Source organism: Streptomyces sp. LBL, assembly GCF_029893585.1.
Lineage (GTDB): Bacteria > Actinomycetota > Actinomycetes > Streptomycetales > Streptomycetaceae > Streptomyces.
Window position 1 is genome coordinate 251,532 of record NZ_JARXYX010000007.1, and the last position, 21,753, is coordinate 273,284.

The following is a 21,753-nucleotide window of genomic DNA, read 5'->3' on the forward strand; positions in this document are numbered from 1 at the left end:
CCGCGTTCCGCCGTAACGCATCGAGCCCCGAACCGAGGAGTGAGTCCACATGAGTACCGCCCAGCCCATCGGCATCATCAGCACCGGTTCCTACCTTCCCGCCACCGCCGTCGGCAACGACGAGGTCGGTGCCGCGGCGGGGGTGACCGCAGAATGGATCGAGCACAAGACCGGCATACGACAGCGGCGCCGCGCCGCTGTCCACGAGGCCACCTCCGACCTCGCCGCGGAAGCCGCCCGGCGCGCCATCGAACAGGCAGGCCTGACGCCCGACCGCATCTCGTACGTCGTGGTCGCCACCTCGACGCCCGACCATCCGCAGCCCGCCACCGCCGCCATCGTCCAGCACCTCATCGGCGCGAGCCGCGCCGCCGCCTTCGACGTCAACTCCGTGTGCAGCGGTTTCATGTTCGCGCTGACCGCTGCGGACCGGATGCTGCGTGCGGAGCCGGAGCCGGAGCCGGGGGAGCAGGGGCGCGGGAGCGGGCCGGGCGGCCCGTACGCCGTCGTGATCGGCGCGGACATCTACTCGCGCATCCTGGACCGGAGCGACCGCAAGACGGCCATCCTGTTCGGCGACGGCGCCGGCGCGGTCGTCCTCGGCCCGGTGCCCTCGCACCTTGGCTCCATCACCACCAGCCTGACCACGCGCGGCGATCAGCACGGGCTCATCAGCGTACCGGCGGGCGGCAGCAGGCGCCCGGCGTCGGCGGCTACGCTGGAGGAGGGCGCCCACTACTTCACGATGGACGGGCGGGGCGTGCGCGGGTTCGTGCACGACAACCTGCCCGGAGCCATCCAGGAACTCCTCGCGAAGGCGGGCGTCGGCGGCCGCGAGGTGCGGCACTTCGTGCCGCACCAGGCCAACGGCGTGATGCTTGCCGAGGTCTGGCCCGACCTCGGCCTGGGCGCCGCCCGCATGCACCTGGCGCTCGCCCTCAACGGCAACACCGGGGCGGCCTCCGTGCCCATCACCCTGGACCTCGTCCACCGGCGCGGCCTGTTCGCCGAAGGGGACCTGACCGTGCTGTCCGCGTTCGGCGGGGGCATGTCCGTCGGATCGGCACTGCTGCGCTGGGCGCCGACCCGGCACGCCCGGCCCGCCCCGGTCCGTACGACGGCCGCGGTGGAGGCCCGGATCCCGTACGGGGCGAACCGGGAACCGGCGCTGGCGGGCACCCGATAACGCACCCGCGTGCGGACGAGCGCCGCCCGAGGACAGCCCCGTACGGACAACGAGTAAGGCGAACAGACCCATACACGCGTCAACCAACCCCCGGAGGAGCCGACATGACCATCATGGAGACCGAGCCCATCGCCCCGCTGACCGCACCCCGGCTGTACGTCCTGGCGAACGGAACGCTTGCCTCGGTGCAGGGCGACGGGCGCTGGTACCTGATGAATACGAGCCCCGGCGCGAAAACGCCCGTCCTGCGCCTGGCCGGCGAGACCGACGACCCGGCCCTGGAGCCGCACATCTGCCGGAGCATCGACTGATCCCCGTGCACGCGCTTTGAGGGGCGACGGCCTTGGACCGTCGCCCCTCAAAGCGTGTGGTGCGACTCCTCAGTCGAGCGGCAGTGCGCAGTTCCCCGAGCAACCCTCGGAGTGCTCGTCCCGGCCCATGGACCAGCAGGCCAGCGCGCGGCCGGGGTGGGCGCTCGCGGACTGCTCCCGACGCCGGTCCAGGTACTCCCGTACCGCGGGGTCGTCGCCGACGCCGCGCGGATGGCCGACGCAGTCGAGCATCGGGAAGTCGGACGGATGGTCGCCGACGGCGAAGCAGTCCAGCGGGCTGATCCCGGGGTGCTCAGCGAGCATCCGCAGCACCGCCGACCGCTTGCCCTCGCCGATCACGGGCTCGGGCACCTCGCCGGTATAGACGCCGTTCTCGACGGTCGGCGAGGTGCACAGGAGGTGGACGGCGCCGACCCGTTCGGCGATCGGGTCCAGGCAGGGGGCGAAAGACCCGGAGACGAGGACGACTTCGGCCCCGGCGGCGCGGTGGCGCGCCAGCTCCGCCACGGTGGAGGCGATGAAGAACTTCGGGTCCGCCGCGCCGAGTGCGAACCACACCCGCCCGAGCTGCGCCATCTCCGCCGCGCTCTCGCCGGCGTAGGCGCGGTAGTAGGCGCGGTTGACCTCGGCCCGGGGTGCTCCTGCCGCGGACTGCCGCCGCAACTCCCCGGCGATGCGCTGGTACCGCTTCTCCCCTTCCGCCTCGTGACGGCGTACGAGCTGGAAGCGGAGGAAGTCGAACATGCTCTTGAGGCTGATCAGTGTCTCGTCGACGTCGCAGAAGACCAGGTAGGCGGGACTGTGCACCTCTTCGGTGGCAGCCACTTCAACTGTTGTCGCCAGGCTCATGGACTTGTCCTTCCCTTAGCGGCACGGTTCCGCACCACAGTAAAATTCGTTTGTGAAGGTATCATTTTGAGCAAGGGGGTGCCAGAGGGGGCGAGCGGGAGGCCGAGGCGTCGCCGAGATGCACGGCACGCAGCCGCTCCAGCGCCCGCTTCAGGCGGTGGCCAGGGACGTCCCGCCAGATCGAGTAGCCGACAGGCAGCGCCGCCTGGAAGCTAGGCCAGTCGATTCGGCAGAAGCTCGAGCACGCTCGATCTCCGTGTCGTAGTCGGCCGCGGTGTCAGTTGGCGGCCGAGAGCACGGGCTGCCGCTGTGTCTTCCAGGGGCAGCCCGCCGAAACGCCGCCGGGTCCATTGGATACGGCGGCGTTCGGCGATCGCGTCGATCAGGTGGCGCAGGGCTCGGTTCTCGGCGTGGTTGGCCAGCCAGACCAGGGCTGCTGCCGGGCAGTCGAGGGCGGTGAGCGCGCCGACCACGGGACGGGCGAGAACCCTCAGCAGGCCGAGAACCTTGAGGTAGGGCACGTCCTCCGGCCCACCGAGGCGAGCCAGGTGCGGTGGATCTCATCGGTGGCACGGACCGTGTCCGGATTGGATAGCAGGGGTGCGAGAGTATCCCGCGCACCTGCTTGGGCCTCGCGCCAACCTGGACGTGCACGCAGTTGTGGCGGGTCAGGCACGGGTAGCCACCGTGAGGCAGTCGACCGGCGGGCTTCGACTGGTACAGGCGCAGCGCGTATGCGTACAGGGAGGGCCAAGGGGCGGGGACTCCACCGCCTGCCTGGGCGCTCATCGGGTGGGGTAAGACTCGATTCCATAGGTCATGCTGCGGATCCTGTCACCACTGGTTGGTCGATGGCTAGGGGTTTTAGCTGGTCAGGAACGGACCTGAAGGACGGGCTCGGGAACAGCCGACCGGCGAGGTCTGCACCGGCCACGCTGGAAGGGGCCGTCTCTGGAGCGACCTGCGGGAGACCCGGCACGCGTACGAAGGGGCTGTGGGAGGCCTACAATTTCGGTGACCCTGCTTCTTGCCACCAGTGGGGCCTTCTCGGTGGCCAGCCGGTGGCCGGACGCCTTTGGACGGTGCAGCACCGGGTGGCGCGGGTCAACTTGTTGCACGCGCTCTGATCAGGCACAACGTCACTACGCGGCACGACGAACCACCACGCAACACGATCCCTCACGGTCTCGTAATGCGTAGGTCTCGGGTTCGAATCCCGAAGGCGGCTCTGTGGTGAACCCCAGGTCAGGCATCTGACCTGGGGTTTCTTGTTTCTGTTGACCTTGGAATCCGGGCTAATCGGACACGTGCAGTCTACGCATCGCAACGCGTAGGTTCAAGGTGCAGCTTCTGTAGTGATGTCCAGAGGTGTTGCCCCTGAGCTGGGCTTTTGTGGTGACGGCGGCGTTAGCTGATGAGCTATCAAGGATCAAGTGTGGCCAACGTGCGGCCATGCGTGCAGCAACAGTGCTGGGATGGCCATCAGGAGCCATCTTTCTGGGCTCAGCGCTCACAGATGCCTTGTAGGTAGCCGACAATCAGGCCGAGGGTGCAATCTTGCCAAGCGGGCACCGTGGCCGACAGTGAATCGCCGACCCCGGCCCCGGGGCTGGTGGGCTCGCATGTTGAGGTGTTCGCGAGCCGCTTGACGCGCCGGACACGGTGAGTGATTTGCTTCGGGCATCGTGGCGGCCGTCCCGGGGGTCCGCCTCGACCGTTGATGCACCACTCGCCCAGCACACCGGGTCTGCTGTGGAACGAGCACGGCGACAAGCCCCTCGCCGTCACTGATCCACTGGGACGGACCACGCGGTACGGGTATGACGAGGCGGGGAACACGACCGAGGTCACCCTGCCCGACGGCACGGTGGCGCGGGCCGCGTACAACGCGTTCGGGCTGCCGGCGGAGGTCGTGGAGCCGGGCGGGGCGACCTGGCTGCACACCTACGACGAGCAGGGGAACCTGCTGACGACCGTCGACCCGGTGGGCGCCGAGACCCGGTACGTGTACGAGGCGCAGGGCCGCCCGACGGCGGTCACGAACGCGCTGGGCCACACCCGCACGGTGGCGTACGACGTGGCCGGGCTGGCCGTGGCCCTGACGGACGAGTTGGGCCACACGACGTCGATAGGCCGGGACTCCTTCGGCCGTGTCGTCGAGGTGACCGACCCGCTGGGACACAGCACCCGGCTGGGCTGGACACTGGAGGGCAAGTCCGCCTGGCGCGCATTGGCGGACGGGGCAAGGGAGTCGTGGAGGTGGGACGCGGAGGGCAACCTCCTCAGCCACACCGACTCCGCGGGTAACAGCACGCACCACATGGCCGCCCCCTTCGACGTCACCGCCACTCGCACGGACCCGGACGGCACGACCTGCTCCTTCGCCTACGACACCGAACTGCGCCTGACAGGAGTCACCAACCCCCAGGGGCTGACATGGTCGTACACCTACCACGAGGCGGGCCGCCTGGTCGCGGAGACGGACTTCAACGGGCGCACACTGACATACACACATGGCATGGCGGGCCGGCTGACCTCGCGCACCAACGGCGCGGGAGAGGCTCTGCGCTTCACGCGGGATGCGCTTGGCCGGGTGACCGAAAAGCGGGATGACGCCGGCGACGTGACGACGTATGCATACGCAGCGACCGGACAGATGACCTCAGCGGTGAACCCGGACGCGGAAGTCGTCTTCGAACGCGACGCGCTGGGCCGCACCACGTCCGAGACGGTCAACGGCCACAGGACCACCCCCCGGACGGATCCGCTCCGGCTCAAGGCAAGGGGAGCGCCCGAATCTGATCGGGGCGCGGCGGACGCCAAGGCCAGACCCAGTGCGACAGCTATGGAGCCTCACAGACCGTTCATGGGTTGTGGAACCGCGCGCGTTTGGTGCTGCGGGGGTCAGGTGCTGGATGCCTCGAAGGTCTCGATCGTGCAGCGTGCTGCTCCGCTGCGCTCGATCCTGGCGTCGCTGGTGAGCAGCGGAACACCGAAGCTCTCGGCGAGGGCCACGTAATGCGCGTCGTAGACGGAGAGGTTGTTCGACAGCTCGCGTACGCGCTGCCACAGGACCAGCGTGGGGTGCAGGTCGAGGGCGAGGGCCTGGTAGTCGGTGATCGCCTTCAGGGCCTCCTTTTCCGTGATCTTCGGCTTGCCCCCTCGCCGGCCGCGGGCCAGCCCGAAGGCGGCCGAGGTGATCTCGTAGTCCAGTAGGCCGGGCGCCGCGAGAGTGTCGGCGCGGCCTACTCGCTCACGGATCGCGGTTCCGGTCTTGCCGTGGTCGAGGAGGAAGTGCACGAGGCTGGAGCAGTCAATGACGATCAACGTCGGTCCCGCCCGTCCTCGACGGCGTCGAGGATGTCGGTCGTACTGAGCTCGGTGCGGGTTTCACGCTCCAGGCGTGCGGCCATCTCCGCGAGGGTGGGCTTGACGGCCTCCCGGGAGAGAAGGTCCAGGGCGTACGCCTGGAGCGACTTGCCCGCCTGTGCGGCGCGGACCTTCAGAGCGTTGACTGTGTCGTCCGGGACATCCCGAATCGTGATCGCGGTCATGCCGTCATTTTAGCAGCGGTGCAGGCAATATGCAGTCGTCGCGAGTTGGCGGGCACGGAAGGGGCAGCGGATTCTGTGATCGCCGGACGCGGAACGTCTCTGTGTGTCACCGTGCGATCGCGCTATGGAGCCGCATCCACCCTTTGAGGAGCACGATGCCCGCACCCACCCTTGAGCAGAGCACGGCTGTCGATACCTTCCGGCGTGGGGAGCACCTGGTCCTGCAGGCCGGCGCCGGAACCGGGAAGACGACGACGCTGGCGATGCTCGCGGCCAGTACAACCACATCAGGCCGGTACATCGCGTTCAACAAGTCGATCGCGAACGACGCGGCGTGATGAGCGCCTTCGACGGTACCCAGCTGGCCCTGTCCCAGTCCTTCCGTTTCGGCTCCGCGCTCGCCGAGGAGGCCAACCGGTGGCTGCATATCGTCGACTCGCCGATCCGGCTGACCGGCACCCCGGTGATCAACACCCGCCTCGAACGTGTCGAGGAACCGGACGCGATCCTGTGCCGGTCCAATGTCGGCGCGATGCTCGAAGTCATGCGCCTGCTGGAGGAAGGGCGCCGCGTCGCCCTCGTCGGCGGCGGCGAGGCCCTGCGCGCCCTTGCCCGAGCTGCCCGCGACCTCAAGGCCGGCAAGCGCAGCACCCACCCCGAGCTGATCCTCTTCGATTCCTGGGGCGAGCTGCAGGAGTACGCCGAATACGACCCGTCGGGCCGTGACCTGCTTCCCCTGGTCGATCTTGTCGACGAACACGGCGTCGACGTCATCCTCGACGCGGTGGACAAACTCTCGGTCGAGCAGGGCGCTGAGATCGTGGTCTCCACCGCCCACAAGGCCAAAGGGCGAGAATGGGCCTCCGTCCGCATCGGCGAGGACTTCACCGAGCCGATGGACCAAGAAGAGACGGACGAGAACGGTGACCCCTTGCCCGGAGACATCGACGACGCCGAAGCTCGCCTCGCCTACGTCGCCGTCACCCGCGCCCGCCACCGACTCGACATCGGCGGCCTGGGCTGGATCAACCAGCACCCCGATGGCAACCCCGGCGGAACACATCCGCGCCAAGAGCGCGAAGCTCCCTCTCCCTGGGACACGTTGGGATCCGCTCCGAACTGAGCCGACCGCCGGGGGTGCCTGCCGATCGAGGGCACACCTCCACTCGCTGCCGACGAAGGTGCTTTTGTCGAGGTCGGACAAGCCCTCTCATCTGCCCGTCTTGCGTCGTCAGGAGCTACGCTGACAGCCACGCAGTGCCCTCGCTGACCTCTTCCTGCTGCCTCACCGGTGGACAGCCGGTGGACAGACGCCTTTGGACGGTGCATCACGAAGAAGCACGGGTCAATCTCCAGCACGTGCTCTGACCAGCACAAACGTCACCGGACAGTATGGCGAAGCACTAAGCAACACGATCACTCATGGTCTCGTAATGCGTAGGTCTCGGGTTCGAATCCCGAAGGCGGCTCTGTGAAAGCCTCAGGACTCACTCGCCGTGACCTGGGGCTTTTGCTTTTCCCTGACGTAACTTCTGTTGATGCGTCAGCCCAGAGGCCCCGCCATGCGCTCCCTGGTGGCCGACCGGTGGCCAAACGTGCAATCCGCGTGCAGCGGTGGTTGCCCTCGGCGGGTGCCTCGGAAGGTGATGAGCCGCCAGAGCGTGTATAGCCGGTCCGTCGCGACGAAGTCGAGGAAGACGGCAGTCTGCTCCGGGGTCCAGACCATGACCGGCAATGTCCGCGACCGCGCCGGCGTCGCCCTTCGCGCCGGTGGCCCCGGCGGCTCCGCTCCAGCCGTCGCCGCGTCCGCTGCTCGTGCTCCGCCGGAGGCGCGGTGTCGGGCGATTTGCCCCTACCGGCCGGATGACACCGTGACGAGCACACGCGGCGAGTCAGAAATGCCCGAAGAGACCCCCGCGCCGCCGTCTCAGCTCTGCGCCGTCGAGCACCAGGACCGGCGGCCCTCGCCGTGCTCGCCGTCGCCGGAGAGGCCGACAGCGCGACCGCCCCCGCCCTGCGCACCCAGGCCCAGCGGCTGACCGGCTCCGGACAGATCCGCGTGACGCTGAACCTGGCCGAGGTCACGTTCCGCGACTCATCCGGCTCACAGGAGCCGGCACACCCCGTGGTCCGCGAGGCCGGGGCTCAGCCCCTCACGCGCGGGGCCGCGCTTTGCGGCGGCAGGTCCTCCGGGAGCAGCAGGCGCAGGTCGTCCCGGCTGGGAGCGGGCATTGAGCCGAGGCGGCCGGCCTGCCGGGTCATCATCGTTTCCAGGATCTGGCGGGCCGTGCGGGCGTTACCGAAGGAGCGGTCGCGCGGCAGGCTGTCCAGGTGGATGCGCAGCGCGTCGACCGCTTCCGGCGCGCAGTCGTACCCGTACCCGGCGGCGTGCCCGCTCAGGATGTCGACCATCTCGTCCGTGGTGTAGTTCTCGAACTCCACGGAACGCGAGAACCGTGAGGCGAGGCCGGGGTTGGACGAGAGGAAGCGCTGCATCTCGTCGGTGTATCCGGCGGCGATGACGACGACCTCGTCGCGGTGGTCCTCCATCAGCTTCAGGAGGGTGTCGACGGCCTCGCGGCCGAAGTCGGAGCCGGAGCCCTCGGGGGTGAGCGTGTACGCCTCGTCGACGAACAGCACACCGCCCAGGGCGCTTTCGAACGCCTCCTTGGTGAGCTGCGCCGTGTGGCCCACGTAGCGGCCCACCAGGTCGGCGCGGGCCACCTCGACGAGCTGGCCCTTGGGCAGGACGCCGAGGGAGCGCAGCAGGTCCGCGTAGAGCCGGGCGATCGTGGTCTTTCCGGTACCGGGCGGGCCGGAGAAGATGAGGTGCTGGCTGATCTTCGGCGTGGGCAGTCCGGCGGCCTGGCGCTGTCTGGTGGCGGTGAGCAGGTTGACCAGGGCGGTCACCTCGTTCTTGACCGCCGTCAGACCGATCATGGAGTTGAGCTGGGCGAGCAGTTCCTCGGAGCCCGGTCCGCTGTCGGCCGCGGCGGCGCTGTTCTCCCCCACGTCCTCGGGCAGCAGGAGACTCAGGTCGCTCTCCGCCGGGTTCGTCATGGAGCTGAGCCGGGATGCCTGCCGGTCCACCATCTCCTCGAACACCCTGCGGGCCGCGCGGCCGTTGCCGAACGTGGCGTCGCGCGGCATCCGTTCGTAGTGCTTGGCGAGGGCTTCCAGGGTTCGCGGGTCCAGCTCGTACCGGTGGGTCCCGCACATGTTCTCGGTGATCGTCACCAGCTCGTCGACCGAGTAGTTGGCGAATTCGATGGTGCGGGTGAAGCGGGATGCGAGGCCCGGGTTGGAGGAGAGGAACGTGTCCATGTCGTCGGTGTATCCGGCGGCGATGACGACCACGTCCTCGCGGTGGTCCTCCATCAGTTTCAGGAGGGTGTCGACGGCCTCGCGGCCGAAGTCGGCGCCGGATCCCTTGCTGTCGGAGAGGAGGGTGTACGCCTCGTCGACGAACAGGACACCGCCGAGCGCCTCGTTGAACGCCTCGGTGGTCTTGATGGCCGTGCCGCCGATGACCTGTGCGACGAGGTCGGCGCGGGAGACTTCCACGAGGTGGCCGGAGGGCAGCACTCCCAGGTCCGCGAGGATGCCGCCGTACAGCCGGGCCACGGTGGTCTTGCCGGTGCCGGGCGGGCCCGAGAAGACCAGATGGCGGCTCATCGGCGGTACGGGCATGCCGAGTTGCGCGCGGCGCTGGGCGAGCTGGTTGAGGTTGACGAGAGTCCGCACCTGATGCTTGACGTCGGCGAGACCGACCAGTGTTTCCAGCGACGCCAGGGGGCCTTCGGGGACCTTGTTCTTCTCGCCGCCGGGGCCGGCCGCGCCGGCTCCCTCGAGCAGGGTGTCGCCCCAGGCGTCCGTCACGGCGTTGCCCGCGCTGTTCAGGTCCTCCACCGTGAGCCGTTCGCTCGCGCGGGACTGCCGCATGCCCGCGCCGCGGTTGTCCCGGACGGTGCAGCCGACGACGGAGACCGGCTCGGAGCTGTCGATGCGGATGCCGTCGCCGACGCTGCCGGTGATCTGGCAGGCGTTGAGGGTCGCCCGGCCGCCGTTCGTCACCAGGATGCCGTGGGCGGCGGAGTCCGTGATGTGGGCGCGGAGCACGGACAGTTCGCCGCCGCTCTCCACGCTGATGCCGGATGCCGAGCCGGATTCGATCGAGCAGTCACGGACGGTGCCGAGGCCCTCCGCGCCGACGGAGACGGTGGCTTCGCTCGCGCCGCGCATGACTGTGTCGCGGACCTCGGGGTTGCCGCCCGAGGCGATCCGGAGCGCGGCGCCGCCGGCGCGGTCGATCTCGCTGTGTTCCAGCCGTCCGCGCCCGTCCTCGACCACCTCGACGCCGTGGCTGCCCGGCGCGGTGATCCGCGCGCCGCGCACGAGCGGGTTGGCGCCGGCCCGTATGCGGATCGCGCCGGCGGCCGAGTCCGTGATCACCAGTCCGTCGAACTCCGGCGACGACTCGTCCTCCAGCAGTACGGCCGTGCCCTTGTCGGCGCAGTCGCGGACCATGGTGCTGGTGAGGGTGGGCGAGCTGGACCCGGTCACCCGGATCGCGGGGGCGGCGGCGCTGTCGAATTCGCAGTCCTGGAAGCTGCCGCGGGAGCGTTCGGTGACGGCGAGTCCGTTGCCCTTGGTGCGTGCGGTGCGGCAGCTCAGCAGCTCGGGGTCGGCGTTCGAGGCGAGCATGATTCCGGGGCCCGTGGTGTCCCGGACCGTGACCTGTTCGAGGAACGGGCGGGAGGCGCTGGTGATGTAGACGCCGACCGAGGTGTCGTGCACGGTGGTCCGCACGATGCGGGTGGCGCTGCGGCCCTCCAGGGCTATGGACGGCTTGTCGGTGCCGGAGATGTCGCAGTCCTCCACCTGGCCCTGTGCCTCGTCCGAGGCCAGGATGCCGTTGGCGCGGGCATCGCGCAGACGGCAGTCCCGTACGGTCGTACGGGCTTCCGCGCCGATGACGATGGCGGAGGTGCCGAGGTTCTCGACGAGACAGCCGGCGATGATGCTGCCCGTGGGGGCGGAATCCACGATTCCGGCGCCGGACGGGTTGCTGACCCGGCAGTCACGCATGGCCACGGAGCCCGATTCGCGGGCCAGGACGGCCGTCCAGCCCGAGCCCACGACCGTGCAGCCGTCCATCGCGACCTGGCCGCGCGGCGCGTCGACCACCGGCAGGTCCTCGGTCCCGCCGCGCAGCGTCAGGTCGGTGAGCATCACGGCGTCGGCGACGAGGGAGACCGCGGTGCCGCGGCGCGGGCAGATCTCGGCCGTGCCGGGGCCGCTCTCGGCGACGATGGTGACGCGGGTCTTGACGGTGAGGTTCTCGGGGTAACGGCCGGGACCGACCCGTATCACCGCTCCCGTACGTGCCTTCGCCAGGGCCTCACCGATGGTCCGGAAGCTGTCCGGTTGGTCCGGGCAGACCCTGAGCAACTGGCGTGACACGCTCGATCCTCCTCGTTGTGGTGTCGCCGCCGCGCGCCTCCTCCCTCGCCGGGGCGGGGAGGGGCAGGTAGTCCGGGGATGCCGGGTGCGGCGGTGCGCACGCGGTGAAGGCTACGGGACCGGGGCCGTCATGTTCCAGGAGGGACCGGGGACTTCACCTGCTTGTTGGCGCTGAGTCCTATACAGAGGTATTCGGGCGAGTTGGACCCGTACGCGCCTTTGTCGTATGTACGCGGGTCCCCACCCGTGCGTTCCGCGGTCATCAACGGCGCCTATCATGCGCGCCATGCGCCGTGTTCGTATCTCTCGCCGCCCCCGAACGTCGGCGCTGGCCGCCGTCCTGCTCGTGGCCCTGCCGCTGACCGCCGCCGGAGCCGTGCCCGCCGCGGCCGATCCGGTGGAACTGCCCGTCGTACGGTCCGCGCTGGAGGCGGACGAGCCATGTGCGGGAGCCTCCGCCGAGCACGCCGAGGCCGAGCCGTGGACACACGGGGCTCTGGGGATGGCCAGAGCCCGGCCGCTCTCGCAGGGCGCGGGGACGACGGTCGCGGTGGTGGACACCGGGGTGGCTGAGGACGCGTCCGGCCTGTCCGGGCGGGTCTCGGCGCTCGGGGACGCGGGCCAGGACTGCGTCGGGCACGGCACGTTCGCCGCCGGACTGATCGCGGCGGCGCGCGAAGAGAGCGAGGGCGAGGGGCCGGCGGGGCTGGCGCCCCAGGCCCGGATCCTGGCCGTACGGGGTGCGGACGAGCGCGGTGTCGCCACGGCGGACGGGGTCGCCGCCGGGATACGGGAGGCGGCCGACGGTGGGGCCTCCGTCATCTATGTCGCGCGGGCGCTGCCCACCGGCAAGGCGGTCCTGACGGACGCCGTCGCGTACGCCAAGGGGAAGGACGCCCTGGTGGTCGCTCCGCTCGCCCCGGACTCGATGCCCAGGGACCGGTCCACCGGCGGTACCGTGACGCCGGAGCCCTGGTACTGGCCCGCGGCGGCGCCCGGGGTGCTGGCGGTGACGGATTACGGTCCCGACGGCAAGCGGCCGACCAACGCCCCGGTGGTGCCGGGCGCGGACCTGGCGGCTCCCGGCGACGCGGTGGTGAGTGTCGGGCCCAAGGGGGACGGGCACTTCATCGGCTCGGGTGCCTCGCTCGCCGCCGCGAACGTCGCGGGGGCGGCGGCGCTGGTGCGGGCGCGCTACCCGCGGATGACGGCGGCGGAGGTCTCCCGGCAGCTCACGGAGGCGGCCTACCCGGCGGCGCCGCCGCGGCTGGACCCGTATGCCGCGCTGACCGCCTTGCTGGCAGCCCGTCAGGGGGCCACGCCACGACCCGAGGCGGCGGTGGTCCCGCCCATGGTGTCGTCGGAGCCGCGCACGCGCGCGCTCGTCGTGGGTGGCGTGGGCGGCGCGGTGGTGCTGCTCGTGGCCGCCGGGGCGGCGGTCATCCCGCGGGGACGCGCGCGGGGCTGGCGGCCGGCGGACAGCAGGGGGTAGGGCGCGCGGCGCCCGGGCCGAGCTCAGAAGCTGTTGTCCAGACCCCCGCAGCACTGGTGCTACGCCGCGTACCAGGGGCTCGGACAGGGGTCTCGGAGATGCAGAAGTGCGGCTCGCGCTCCAACGCGTCGTGCCAGGTCTCCTCCGTCACGCCGAAGTTGTCGAGCATGATCTCGGAGCGCATCCACCCGGGCGTCAGCGCCACCGCTGTGGCGCCCCGTGGCTCCAGTTCGCGGCTCAGTGCGAAGGCCATGCGGAGCACCGATGCCTTGGCGAGGTCGTAGAAGAACGAAAGCCGGTAGTTGTCCTGGTTGTACTCGGCCGTGCCGTCGGTCATCTCGACCACCAGCCCGCCCTGGTTGCGCAGGAGCAGGGGCAGGGCGTGGTGGCTGGTGATCGCGTGAGTGTCCACCGCGAGCCGCAGCAACCGCAGCCCTTTGTCGAGGTCGTGCTCCCACACGGGGGCGTCCCAGGCGAAGAGGTGCTCACCGCCCCAGATGTCGTTGACGAGGACATCCAGGCGACTCTGTTCGGCTGCGATGCGGTCCACCAGGCTGCGGACCTCGGAAGGGACGAGGTGGTCGGTGGGGACCGCGATGCCGCGTCCGCCCGCCGCGGTCACCAGGTCGGCGGTGTCCTCGATGGTCTCGGGGCGGTCGTACTCCGATCGCTGCCCCCGGGTGCTGCGGCCGGTGACGTAGACGGTGGCCCCGGCCGCGCCGAGCTCGACCGCGATCCCCCTGCCCGCTCCCCGCGTCGCCCCTGCGACGAGAGCGACCTTGCCCTCCAATGCTGCCATGTGCGTCCTTCCGTATCCGAGTGCCGCTGGGCCCACGCCCGGTCGGACGGTGGCGACATGATGGTTTCGCGGAAACCCGACATCTTCTGTCGCCTTTCCAGTCGCATGTTGCTGAACGCGAGTCGGACTCTTCCGCGGACCCGTCGAGAGCGACTCCGACTGCGTGCCCTGTCGAAGACGGCGTCGCGTTCACGAGCCGGGGGAATCGGCAGCCTGACCGGGTCCGGCCGCCCCCGACTCAGCCGTACGCTCCGATCCGCCGCCCACGGCCGCCAGGCCGGGGACGGGCGGCCCGAGGGGACCCGTCCCCGGCCTCCCGGGGCTGTCGGGGCGTCACGGCGCCCCGACCTCAGAGCGTTTCGTCCTCCAGCACCGCCGTCTGTATCTCTGTCGACTTGCGCCGGGTGACCCGCGTGCCTCGTCCCGGAGGCAGGTTGCGGCCCTTGAGGCTGCCCAGGACGTAGCCCTCCGACGGGGGGCACGACAGCAGCAGGACCGGGGTGTTGACCTCCTGGAGGCGGCGCATGACGGTTTCCCCGAGGCCGCGGCCCGCGCCTCCCGCCGAGCGGGAGACGATCAGGTGCAGACCGACCTCGTAGCCGAGCGCCAGGTGGTTCATCAGCGGGTCGAAGGGCGCGTTCATCGGGCCCGTGCCCAGCATGTCGTAGTCGTCGACCAGGATGAACAGCCTCGGCCCGGTCCACCAGTCGCACAGCCGCATCCGGGACGGTGTGATCTCCGGGCCCGGTGAGCGAGCCGCGACGGCCCTCGCGGCCCCGGAGACCAGGTCCTTCAGCGCGTCCATGGACACCGCGTGCCCCAGGCGGTATTCGTCCGGGATCGCCTCCACCAGCGCGCGGCGGTAGTCCACGAGCATGATCCGGGCCTCCGCGGGCGTGTACCGGTCCATGATGGCCTTGGCCGTCAGCCGCAGCATGTTGGTCTTGCCGCTCTCCGTGTCGCCGACCACGATCATGTGCGGCGTCTCGGAGAAGTCGTGCCACACCGTGGTCAGCCGCTCCTCCTCCAGGCCGATGGCCACCCGGAAGTCGCCCTCCGGCGCCGGCAGTTGGGCGACCGGCAGGCGGGTCGGCAGCATCCGTACCGGCGGGGCCGGCGGGCCCTGCCAGCTCTCCTTGACCGCCGCGACCAGGCCGGCGACGCCGTCGGTCAGATCGTCGGCCGACTCCACGCCGTCGATGCGGGGGAGCGCGGTGAGGTAGTGCAGTTTGGCGTCCCGGGTCAGGCCACGCCCCGGCAGGCGCGGTACGGTCGCCGCGCGGCGCATGTCGATCTCGGAGTCCATCGGGTCACCCATCCGCAGTTCCAGGTGGGTGGCGGCCTGGTCGCGGATCGACGACGTCAGCTCCACCCAGCGGGCGGTGGTGACGATCAGATGGATGCCGTAGTTGAGGCCGCGCGAGGCGATCGAGCCGAACGTCTGGATCTGCCGGTCGAAGTCCTGACGCACCGTCGACCAGCCGTCGATCACCAGGAACACATCGCCGTGCTTCTCGTCGGGGAACTCCCCGGCGGCGCGGCGGCGGCGGAAGGTCGCCATGGAGTCGATGCCGTGGTCGAGGAAGAACCGCTCCCGCATCGCCAGCAGCGTGGTGACCTCGGCGATCGTACGGCTCACCCGCTCCTTGTCCAGGCGCGCGGCGACACCACTCATGTGCGGCAGCCCGGCCAGCCCCGCCAGCGTGCCGCCACCGAAGTCGAGGCAGTAGAACTGCACCTCACGCGGCGTGTGGGTGAGCGCCAACGAGGTCAGGATGGTGCGCACCATCGTGCTCTTGCCGCTCTGCGGGCCACCGGCGATGGCGATGTGCCCGCCCGCGCCCGACAGGTCGACGGTCAGCAGGTCGCGGAGCTGGTCGAAGGGACGGTCGACGATGCCGATGGGGATCTTGAGGTGTCCGCGGCTCGGCGAGCCGACGGTCGTCAGCCCGAGCTCCGGGTCAGGGGTGAGCGGCAGCAGGACCTGGTCCAGCGTCGCCGGCAGGTCCAGCGGCGGCAGCCACACCTGGTGGGCCGGCGGACCGGCGGGGAGGAGCCGTTTCACGGCCACGGACAGCAGCGTGTCGCCGGTCTCGTCCGGCTCCCCCGATGGCTCGGGCTCCGGCGCGTCGGGCAGCTGCCTGGGTACGACGTAACTGTTCGTCCACGGCACGGTCTGGCTGGCCACCCGCGCCTGGTTGGCGCTGCCGCCCCGCTGCTGGTACGGGCCGGAGACGTACGCGGCGCGGAAGCGGGCCAGCGCCTCCACACCGGACTTGAGGAAGCCGCTGCCGGGATGCGGCGGCAGCTGGTAGGCGTCCGGCACGCCCAGGACGCCGCGGCTCTCCATGGCGGAGAACGTACGCAGGCCGATCCGGTAGGAGAGGTGGCTCTCCAGCTGGTGCATACGGCCCTCGTCGAGCCGCTGCGAGGCGAGCAGCAGATGCACGCCGAGGCTTCGGCCGAGCCGGCCGATCATCACGAACAGTTCCATGAACTCGCGGTGCGCGGCGAGCAGTTCACTGAACTCGTCGACGACGACGAACAGGCTGGGCAGAGGTTCCAGCGGGATCCCGGAGGCCCGCGCCTTCTCGTAGTCGAGCGCCGAGGTGTAGTTGCCGGCGGAGCGCAGCAGCTCCTGGCGGCGCATCAGTTCGCCGTGCAGGGCGTCCTGCATACGGGAGACGAGCGCCGCCTCGCCGGCCAGGTTGGTGATGACGGCGGACGTGTGCGGCAGTTCGTCCAGGCCGAGGAAGGTGGCGCCACCCTTGAAGTCGACGAGGACGAAGTTGAGCGTCTCCGAGGAGTTCGTCAGAGCGAGCGCGAGGACGAGCGTGCGCAGCAGCTCGCTCTTGCCGGAGCCGGTGGCGCCGATCAGCATGCCGTGCGGTCCGGTGCCGCCCTGGGCGGACTCCTTGATGTCGAGCTCCACCGGCTGGCCGTCCGCGCCGACCGCGATCGGCACCTTCAGCCGGTTGGGCCCGGTGTGCCGTCGCCACAGCTCGGGCGGGTCGTGGCGGTGCAGGTCGGGGATGCCGAGCAGTGCGGTCAGTTCGACGTTCGTGGCGAGCGGTTCGGCCGAGTCCGAGCTCGTACCCAGGCCCATGCGGTACGGGGCGAGCCGCCGCGCGAGCGCCGTCGAGCCCGTCGGGCCGAAGCCGTCGGGGCGGCCGAGCCGGGTGGTCTGCTCCTTGCGGTCCCGGTCGGTGCGTACCAGCGCGAACGAGTCCTCGGTCACCTCGAAGCGGAGGGTGACCCGGCCGGGCCGCCAGCTGAGCGCTCCGGTGAGGTCCAGTACGACGGCGTTGCGGAAGCCGGGACCGTCCAGGCGGTGGCCGCCCGGGACGCTGCCCCCGTCCACCACGATCACGGTGAACGGCTCCTCCCGCCCGGGGACGGCGTCAGGGTCGAACTGGGGCCTCTCCATGAACTCGGCGCCGAGCAGGTCCTCCAGCTCGTTGAGGGCCGAGACGGTCATCCGGGTCGGGCCCGCGCCGTCGGTGTCGTGCGGGTGGAGGCTGTGTGGGAGCCACTTCGCCCACTCCCAGTCCGCGCGCCGCTCGTCGGAGACACACAGGGCGATCCACACGTCGTCCGGCGAGTGGAATGTGGCGAGTTGGGCGATGATGGCGCGGGCGGTGGAACGTATCAGCTCCTCGTCGCCCCGGAACAGTACCCGGGCCCAGGCCCGCAGATAGATCGCGATGGGCTGCTCGGGCACGGTCCCGTAGGCGCGGATGAAGCTGCGCAGGGCGTGCGCGCTGAGCGGCTCCAGGTCCTCGACGGGGGTGGTCGCACTCGGGGTCAGCTTGAGGCCCAGCTTCTGGTCGCCGACCGCCACCCGGATCTCGCCGAAGTCCTCGTCGCGCGGCCTGCGTTCCCACAGCCGTGTCGTGCCCACCATCGACCACAGGGCGGCCGGCTCGGGGTGGCGCCAGGCCAGCGCCCGCTGCTGGTCGACGACGGCGCCGCGCACCTTGCGCCGGATCTGGGTGAGATAGCGCAGATAGTCCCGCCGCTCGCCCTTGAGGCGCTGCTTGCGTTCGCCGCTGCGCTTCATCATCTGACCGATGAGCATGGCGGCGGAGGCGACCACCATCAGTCCCAGGGCGAGATAGATGAATCCGCCGCTGCCCCTGGTCATGCCGGGTCGCATGAACATGAACATCATGGAAACGGACATGAGCGCCATGGGGAGATACGTCCACACGGCGGTGGTGTCGGGCACGATCTCGGGGAGCGTCGGTGGCTCCTGGAGAGTCAGCTCCCCGTCGGGCATATCCGGGCCGCGGCGTCGGGCCGGGCGGCGGAACAGGACCACACTCAAGGGGCCGTCTCCTTACGGGGCAAAGTGGGAGAGCGGGGGCAGAACGTCACTGACGGGCTTTGACGCCCGCTCGTCCGAAGAGTTCTGTGCCATAGGCCACATCGTCCACGGCAGGCGGCTGATACTACGATCGTCGCTCCGGGCGACAATAACCGGCCCATTGAATTGTTTCCGAACGCGACCGCGAAGTGCGATGTTCGACGACGCGTCATCCAGCGTTCCCCCCCCATTCTCAGAAGTGCCAACGGAGAAGCGTGAGCCATCCCGATGACTGATAATCAGGTGGCCGAGCTGTGCCGTCTGACGGTACGAGCCCCCGCCAAGAGCATCGATCTCGCCGTACCCGCCGACGTTCCCGTCGCGGACCTCCTGCCCGCTGTCCTCGGCTACGGCGGCGACGACCTCGAAGAAGCCGGTATCGACCACGGCGGCTGGATTCTCCAGCGCCTCGGCGGCGAACCACTGGACGAGGAACGCACCCTCGACTCGTACGGGTTGAGGGACGGCGACACCCTCTATCTCAGACCTCGCGACGAGGCGCTGCCCGAGGTGCACCTCGACGACCTGGTGGACGGCATCGCCACCACCATGCGGGAGCACCCGTACGGCTGGAGCCCGAAGGTCAGCCGGCGGCTGCTGCTCGGCGTCGTGGTCGCGGTGCTCGTCGGCGGCATGGGGGTGATCGCGCTGCCGGGTGGCTCCGCGGTCTCCCGGGCCGTGTTCGCCGCCGCCGCCGGGATGCTGCTGCTCGCGGGCGCCGGCGCGGCGAGCCGGGCCGTCGGGGACTCCGGCGCCGGAGCGGTGCTGGGCTTCATGGTGGGGCCGTATCTGGTGCTGGCCGGCTGGCTCCTGCCGGGCGGTCAGCTGAGTGGTCCGCACCTGTACGAGGTGCTGGGCGCGCGGCTGCTCGCCGCCTCCGCGGCCGGGGCGGGCGGCGCGGTGCTCGCGCTGGCGACCGTGGCCTCGTTCGCCGCGCTCTTCATCGGCCTGGCCGTGATCTCGGCGTTCGGCGCGTTTGCCGCGATCCTGATGCTCGCCACTGATCTGGCTCCGGTGCACGCGGCCGGGATCATCGCCGTCATCGCGGTGATCCTCGGCGCGTTCGTGCCCTCGCTGTCGTTCCGCATGTCGGGGATGCGGATGCCTCCGCTGCCGACCAACGCGCGGCAGTTGCAGGAGGGCATCGAGCCGCATCCCACCTCCTCGGTCGCGGCCCGCGCCATCCTCGCCGACGGCTGGATGACGTCGATGTACGGGGCGGTGGGCGTGGTCTGCGCGGGCTGCCTGGCCGTACTGGCCCGAGAGGCCGAACTGGCAGAGACGATCATGACGGTGGCGCTGTCCCTGCTGCTCGTCCTGCACGCTCAGGGCCTGGGCAATGTCTGGCAGCGCCTCTCGCTGGTGATCCCGGGCGTGGGCGGCCTGCTCCTGCTGGTCCTCGTCTATGTACCGGACTACTCGCCGGGAATGCGGCTCGTGTCGGCCGCGGGCCTGCTCGCGTTCACGGCGGGCATCGCCATCGCCTCCTGGACCGTTCCCGGGCGGCGGCTCGTCCCGTACTGGGGGCGCCTCGGGGAAATCCTGCACACGGCCATGGCGATCAGCCTGCTGCCGCTGGGGCTTTGGGTGCTCGGCGTGTACGGCACGCTGCGCGCCATCAACGGCTGAACCGGAGGGAACGAACGCACCATGCAGTCCAAACGTGATCAGGTCCAGGCGCACATGTTCGTCATGGGGCGGCTGACCTCGGGCATGTTGCGCGCCGACCCGGACGCCCCGGAGAGCCCGCAGGGCAGGACCAACCGGGGCGTGGTCATCGGCATCGTGATCGCCGTGCTCCTGTCGGCCGGGTCGTTCGTCCTCGGTCTGCTCAAGCCGGGCGCCAAGGACTCCTGGCGGGAGGCCGGGACGCTCGTCGTCAACAAGGACACCGGCTCCCGCTACCTCTATCTGGACGGCCGGCTGCGGCCGGTGCGGAACTACGCCTCGGCGCGGCTGCTGGCGGGCGCCGACATGAAGGCCTCCGCGGTCGGCTCCGGCTCGCTGAAGGGCACGCCGCACGGGGCGCCCGTCGGCATCGACGGAGCCCCGGACGCGGTGCCCGACGGAGGGGACCTTGACACCGGTGCGTGGCAGGTGTGTTCGGGCAGCGCCACCGGTTCGACGAGTACGGTCCTCGCCGTGGGCACGAAGTCCGATGCCGCGGGCCTGGCCACCTCGAAGACGCTGCTGGTGGCCGGGCCCGACAAGGCGGGCTATCTGGTGTGGCGGGGCAGCAAGCTGCGGCTGGACCCGGACAGCCGTGCCCGGGAGGCTCTCGGTTACGGTTCCACCCCGCTGGTCCCCGTGTCGGGGGCCTTCCTGAACTCCCTGCCGTCCGGGCCTGATCTGACACCGGAGGAGGTACCCGGCAAGGGCGAGGACGGACCGTCACTCGGCGGCCGGGAGAGCCGGGTCGGCGAGGTGTTCCGGGTCACGGTTCCGGGCTCCGCCGAGCGGTACTACCTGCTGCGGAAAGAGGGCCTGACCCCGCTCACCGCAACGGGGGCCGCGCTGGCGCTCGGCGATCCCGACACCCGCGAGAAGGTGTACGAGGGCGGGGCCGCGAAGGTGACGGCCCTGGGCGCGGACGTGTTGAGCGGTCATCTGGCGCCGGGCGCCGGCGAGTCCGCGACCGGCACGGATCTGCCCGAGGCGCCGCCGGAGGCGGTGGGTATCGACGAGGACCGGACCGCGTGCGTACGGGTCGAGTCGGGTGAGCGGGGGCCGCGGATCAGCGTGGCCCTGGTCCAGCCGGGCGCGCTCGGCCCGGTCGCCCAGGCGCCGCCCGAGGGGCTGACGCCGGCGTGTCTGCCGGTCGGCCGGATCACTGTACGGCCGGGCGGGGGCGCCTTGGTGCGCGCTCTCGGCGCGGGCGGGACCAAGGTCGGCGTCACCGTCTATCTGGTGACGGACACCGGCATGAAGTACCGGGTGGGATCGGCTGACGCGCTCGCGGCGCTCGGCTATACGGAGGGTCAGGCACAGGGGCTCCCGTCGCCGTTGCTGGCGATGCTGCCGACGGGCCCCGACCTCACCCCGGAGGCCGCCGTCGTGGGCCGCAGCGGTACGACGGCGCCGCGCTGCGACAAGGAGTGAGCCGTGCGACAGCTCCTCAGGGGGAGGCGGAGTTTTCACCAGGGTGAAATCTCCGCCGGGAACCGTCCAAAGCGCACACTAGTCATGAAGAAAGTGACGTGAGCCATTGAACACGGAACTACCCATTATCTAGGCTCACTTGTCCAGACCAACCGGACGAAGACCTTCCATGTCCGGTCGTGTATGCCGCCAGGGTCCAACGCCCGGCGGCGAAATCTCAGGAGGCACAGGCCCATGGCAGGTCCCAACGGTAGGCAGCTGTCGGAAGACCAGGCGACAGCGAACGGCATCACGGCTCTGGGGAGCGGTTTCGACGGTGTCCAGAGGTGCCGACAGGACGTCGAGAGCATGAAGAACAACCTGGGCTCCGGATACGGCGGCGGCGACGGCGGTGCGTACCAGAAGCTTCTGGAGGCGTGGGACCGACAGGCGGAGGTCATCTCCGTCAACCTCAGGAGCATGATCGAAACGCTGGAGGAGACGCGCAAGGCGAAGGGCATGCAGCAGTCCCAGGCAAGCGAGGCCGTCCAGCAGCAGCACAATCGGGCCGACGCGATTTTCAACGCGTTGCACGGCTGACCCGACCGGTAGCCCACCTGTCGGACAACCCCGG

15 protein-coding genes and 1 pseudogene are annotated in these 21,753 nt (G+C 70.3%); 9 read left to right on the forward strand and 7 right to left on the reverse strand.

The window, feature by feature from the left end:
- Positions 1-49: 49 nt before the first annotated feature.
- Both M2271_RS11315 and M2271_RS11320 read left to right on the forward strand, forming a co-directional pair.
- Positions 50-1,186, forward strand: coding sequence for a ketoacyl-ACP synthase III (locus M2271_RS11315; RefSeq protein WP_280887006.1), 1,137 nt, complete (start codon positions 50-52; stop codon positions 1,184-1,186).
- 104 nt (positions 1,187-1,290) lie between these two features.
- The gene (locus M2271_RS11320) at positions 1,291-1,497 is read left to right on the forward strand and encodes a hypothetical protein (RefSeq protein ID WP_280887007.1); all 207 of its coding nucleotides are present in this window, start codon (positions 1,291-1,293) and stop codon (positions 1,495-1,497) included.
- Positions 1,498-1,566: 69 nt separating this feature from the next.
- On the opposite strand, the gene M2271_RS11325 is transcribed toward M2271_RS11320, so the two are convergent.
- Positions 1,567-2,367, reverse strand: coding sequence for an HAD-IB family hydrolase (locus tag M2271_RS11325; RefSeq protein ID WP_280887008.1), 801 nt, complete (start codon positions 2,365-2,367; stop codon positions 1,567-1,569).
- A gap of 212 nt (positions 2,368-2,579) precedes the next feature.
- Complete coding sequence (locus M2271_RS11330) at positions 2,580-2,888, reverse strand: hypothetical protein (RefSeq protein WP_280887009.1); 309 nt, start codon at positions 2,886-2,888, stop codon at positions 2,580-2,582.
- Positions 2,889-4,087: 1,199 nt separating this feature from the next.
- Between M2271_RS11330 and M2271_RS11335 the strand changes: the two genes are divergently transcribed.
- Positions 4,088-5,386, forward strand: a complete 1,299-nt coding sequence (locus M2271_RS11335; RefSeq protein ID WP_280887010.1) for a hypothetical protein — start codon at positions 4,088-4,090, stop codon at positions 5,384-5,386.
- Here the strand turns inward: M2271_RS11335 and M2271_RS11340 are convergent.
- Together M2271_RS11340 and M2271_RS11345 are read right to left on the reverse strand one after the other, a co-directional pair.
- Positions 5,272-5,694: a type II toxin-antitoxin system VapC family toxin gene (locus tag M2271_RS11340; protein ID WP_280887011.1), complete on the reverse strand. Its 423-nt coding sequence runs from the start codon at positions 5,692-5,694 to the stop codon at positions 5,272-5,274. The two genes, M2271_RS11335 and M2271_RS11340, sit on opposite strands and share 115 nt — an antisense overlap.
- The gene (locus M2271_RS11345; RefSeq protein WP_280887012.1) at positions 5,691-5,921 is read right to left on the reverse strand and encodes an antitoxin; all 231 of its coding nucleotides are present in this window, start codon (positions 5,919-5,921) and stop codon (positions 5,691-5,693) included. Before M2271_RS11345 ends, M2271_RS11340 begins: the two co-directional genes overlap by 4 nt.
- A 155-nt stretch (positions 5,922-6,076) precedes the next feature.
- On the opposite strand from M2271_RS11345, the gene M2271_RS11350 reads away from it, so the two are divergent.
- Together M2271_RS11350 and M2271_RS11355 are read left to right on the forward strand one after the other, a co-directional pair.
- Positions 6,077-6,259: an AAA family ATPase gene (locus M2271_RS11350; protein ID WP_280887013.1), complete on the forward strand. Its 183-nt coding sequence runs from the start codon at positions 6,077-6,079 to the stop codon at positions 6,257-6,259.
- A pseudogene (locus M2271_RS11355) lies at positions 6,250-7,044 on the forward strand (3'-5' exonuclease); the annotation flags it as partial. The gene M2271_RS11350 and the pseudogene M2271_RS11355, both read left to right, overlap by 10 nt.
- Before the next feature lie 1,022 nt (positions 7,045-8,066).
- Here M2271_RS11355 and M2271_RS11360 read toward each other — a convergent pair.
- Positions 8,067-11,384, reverse strand: coding sequence for a right-handed parallel beta-helix repeat-containing protein (locus M2271_RS11360; protein WP_280887014.1), 3,318 nt, complete (start codon positions 11,382-11,384; stop codon positions 8,067-8,069).
- 277 nt (positions 11,385-11,661) lie between these two features.
- On the opposite strand from M2271_RS11360, the gene M2271_RS11365 reads away from it, so the two are divergent.
- Positions 11,662-12,876, forward strand: a complete 1,215-nt coding sequence (locus M2271_RS11365; protein WP_280887015.1) for a S8 family serine peptidase — start codon at positions 11,662-11,664, stop codon at positions 12,874-12,876.
- On the opposite strand, the gene M2271_RS11370 is transcribed toward M2271_RS11365, so the two are convergent.
- Both M2271_RS11370 and eccCa read right to left on the reverse strand, forming a co-directional pair.
- Positions 12,824-13,675 carry an SDR family oxidoreductase gene (locus M2271_RS11370; RefSeq protein WP_280887016.1) on the reverse strand — a complete coding sequence of 284 codons (852 nt, stop codon included), beginning with the start codon at positions 13,673-13,675 and terminating at the stop codon, positions 12,824-12,826. The genes M2271_RS11365 and M2271_RS11370 overlap by 53 nt on opposite strands.
- Before the next feature lie 349 nt (positions 13,676-14,024).
- The gene (gene eccCa, locus M2271_RS11375) at positions 14,025-17,996 is read right to left on the reverse strand and encodes a type VII secretion protein EccCa (RefSeq protein WP_280887038.1); all 3,972 of its coding nucleotides are present in this window, start codon (positions 17,994-17,996) and stop codon (positions 14,025-14,027) included.
- A 273-nt stretch (positions 17,997-18,269) separates the two neighbouring features.
- Here eccCa and eccD point away from each other — a divergent pair, with 273 nt between their 5' ends.
- The 3 genes from eccD to M2271_RS11390 all read left to right on the forward strand — a co-directional run bounded on the left by eccD (position 18,270) and on the right by M2271_RS11390 (position 21,719).
- Entirely contained in the window at positions 18,270-19,670 is a 1,401-nt protein-coding gene (eccD, locus tag M2271_RS11380) for a type VII secretion integral membrane protein EccD (protein WP_280887017.1), read from the forward strand.
- Positions 19,671-19,691: 21 nt separating this feature from the next.
- Positions 19,692-21,140: a type VII secretion protein EccB gene (gene eccB, locus M2271_RS11385; RefSeq protein WP_280887018.1), complete on the forward strand. Its 1,449-nt coding sequence runs from the start codon at positions 19,692-19,694 to the stop codon at positions 21,138-21,140.
- Positions 21,141-21,374: 234 nt separating this feature from the next.
- A complete protein-coding gene (locus tag M2271_RS11390) occupies positions 21,375-21,719 on the forward strand; it encodes a hypothetical protein (RefSeq protein WP_280887019.1) in 345 nt (114 codons plus the stop codon).
- Positions 21,720-21,753 lie beyond the last annotated feature (34 nt).

Coding starts and splice junctions, on each gene's coding strand:
- M2271_RS11315 (WP_280887006.1), top strand. CDS start 50: ATGAGTACCGCCCAGCCCATCGGCATCATCAGCACCGGTTCCTACCTT.
- M2271_RS11320 (WP_280887007.1), top strand. CDS start 1,291: ATGACCATCATGGAGACCGAGCCCATCGCCCCGCTGACCGCACCCCGG.
- M2271_RS11325 (WP_280887008.1), bottom strand. CDS start 2,367: ATGAGCCTGGCGACAACAGTTGAAGTGGCTGCCACCGAAGAGGTGCAC.
- M2271_RS11335 (WP_280887010.1), top strand. CDS start 4,088: ATGCACCACTCGCCCAGCACACCGGGTCTGCTGTGGAACGAGCACGGC.
- M2271_RS11345 (WP_280887012.1), bottom strand. CDS start 5,921: ATGACCGCGATCACGATTCGGGATGTCCCGGACGACACAGTCAACGCT.
- M2271_RS11350 (WP_280887013.1), top strand. CDS start 6,077: ATGCCCGCACCCACCCTTGAGCAGAGCACGGCTGTCGATACCTTCCGG.
- M2271_RS11365 (WP_280887015.1), top strand. CDS start 11,662: ATGCGCGCCATGCGCCGTGTTCGTATCTCTCGCCGCCCCCGAACGTCG.
- M2271_RS11370 (WP_280887016.1), bottom strand. CDS start 13,675: ATGGCAGCATTGGAGGGCAAGGTCGCTCTCGTCGCAGGGGCGACGCGG.
- eccD (WP_280887017.1), top strand. CDS start 18,270: ATGACTGATAATCAGGTGGCCGAGCTGTGCCGTCTGACGGTACGAGCC.
- eccB (WP_280887018.1), top strand. CDS start 19,692: ATGCAGTCCAAACGTGATCAGGTCCAGGCGCACATGTTCGTCATGGGG.
- M2271_RS11390 (WP_280887019.1), top strand. CDS start 21,375: ATGGCAGGTCCCAACGGTAGGCAGCTGTCGGAAGACCAGGCGACAGCG.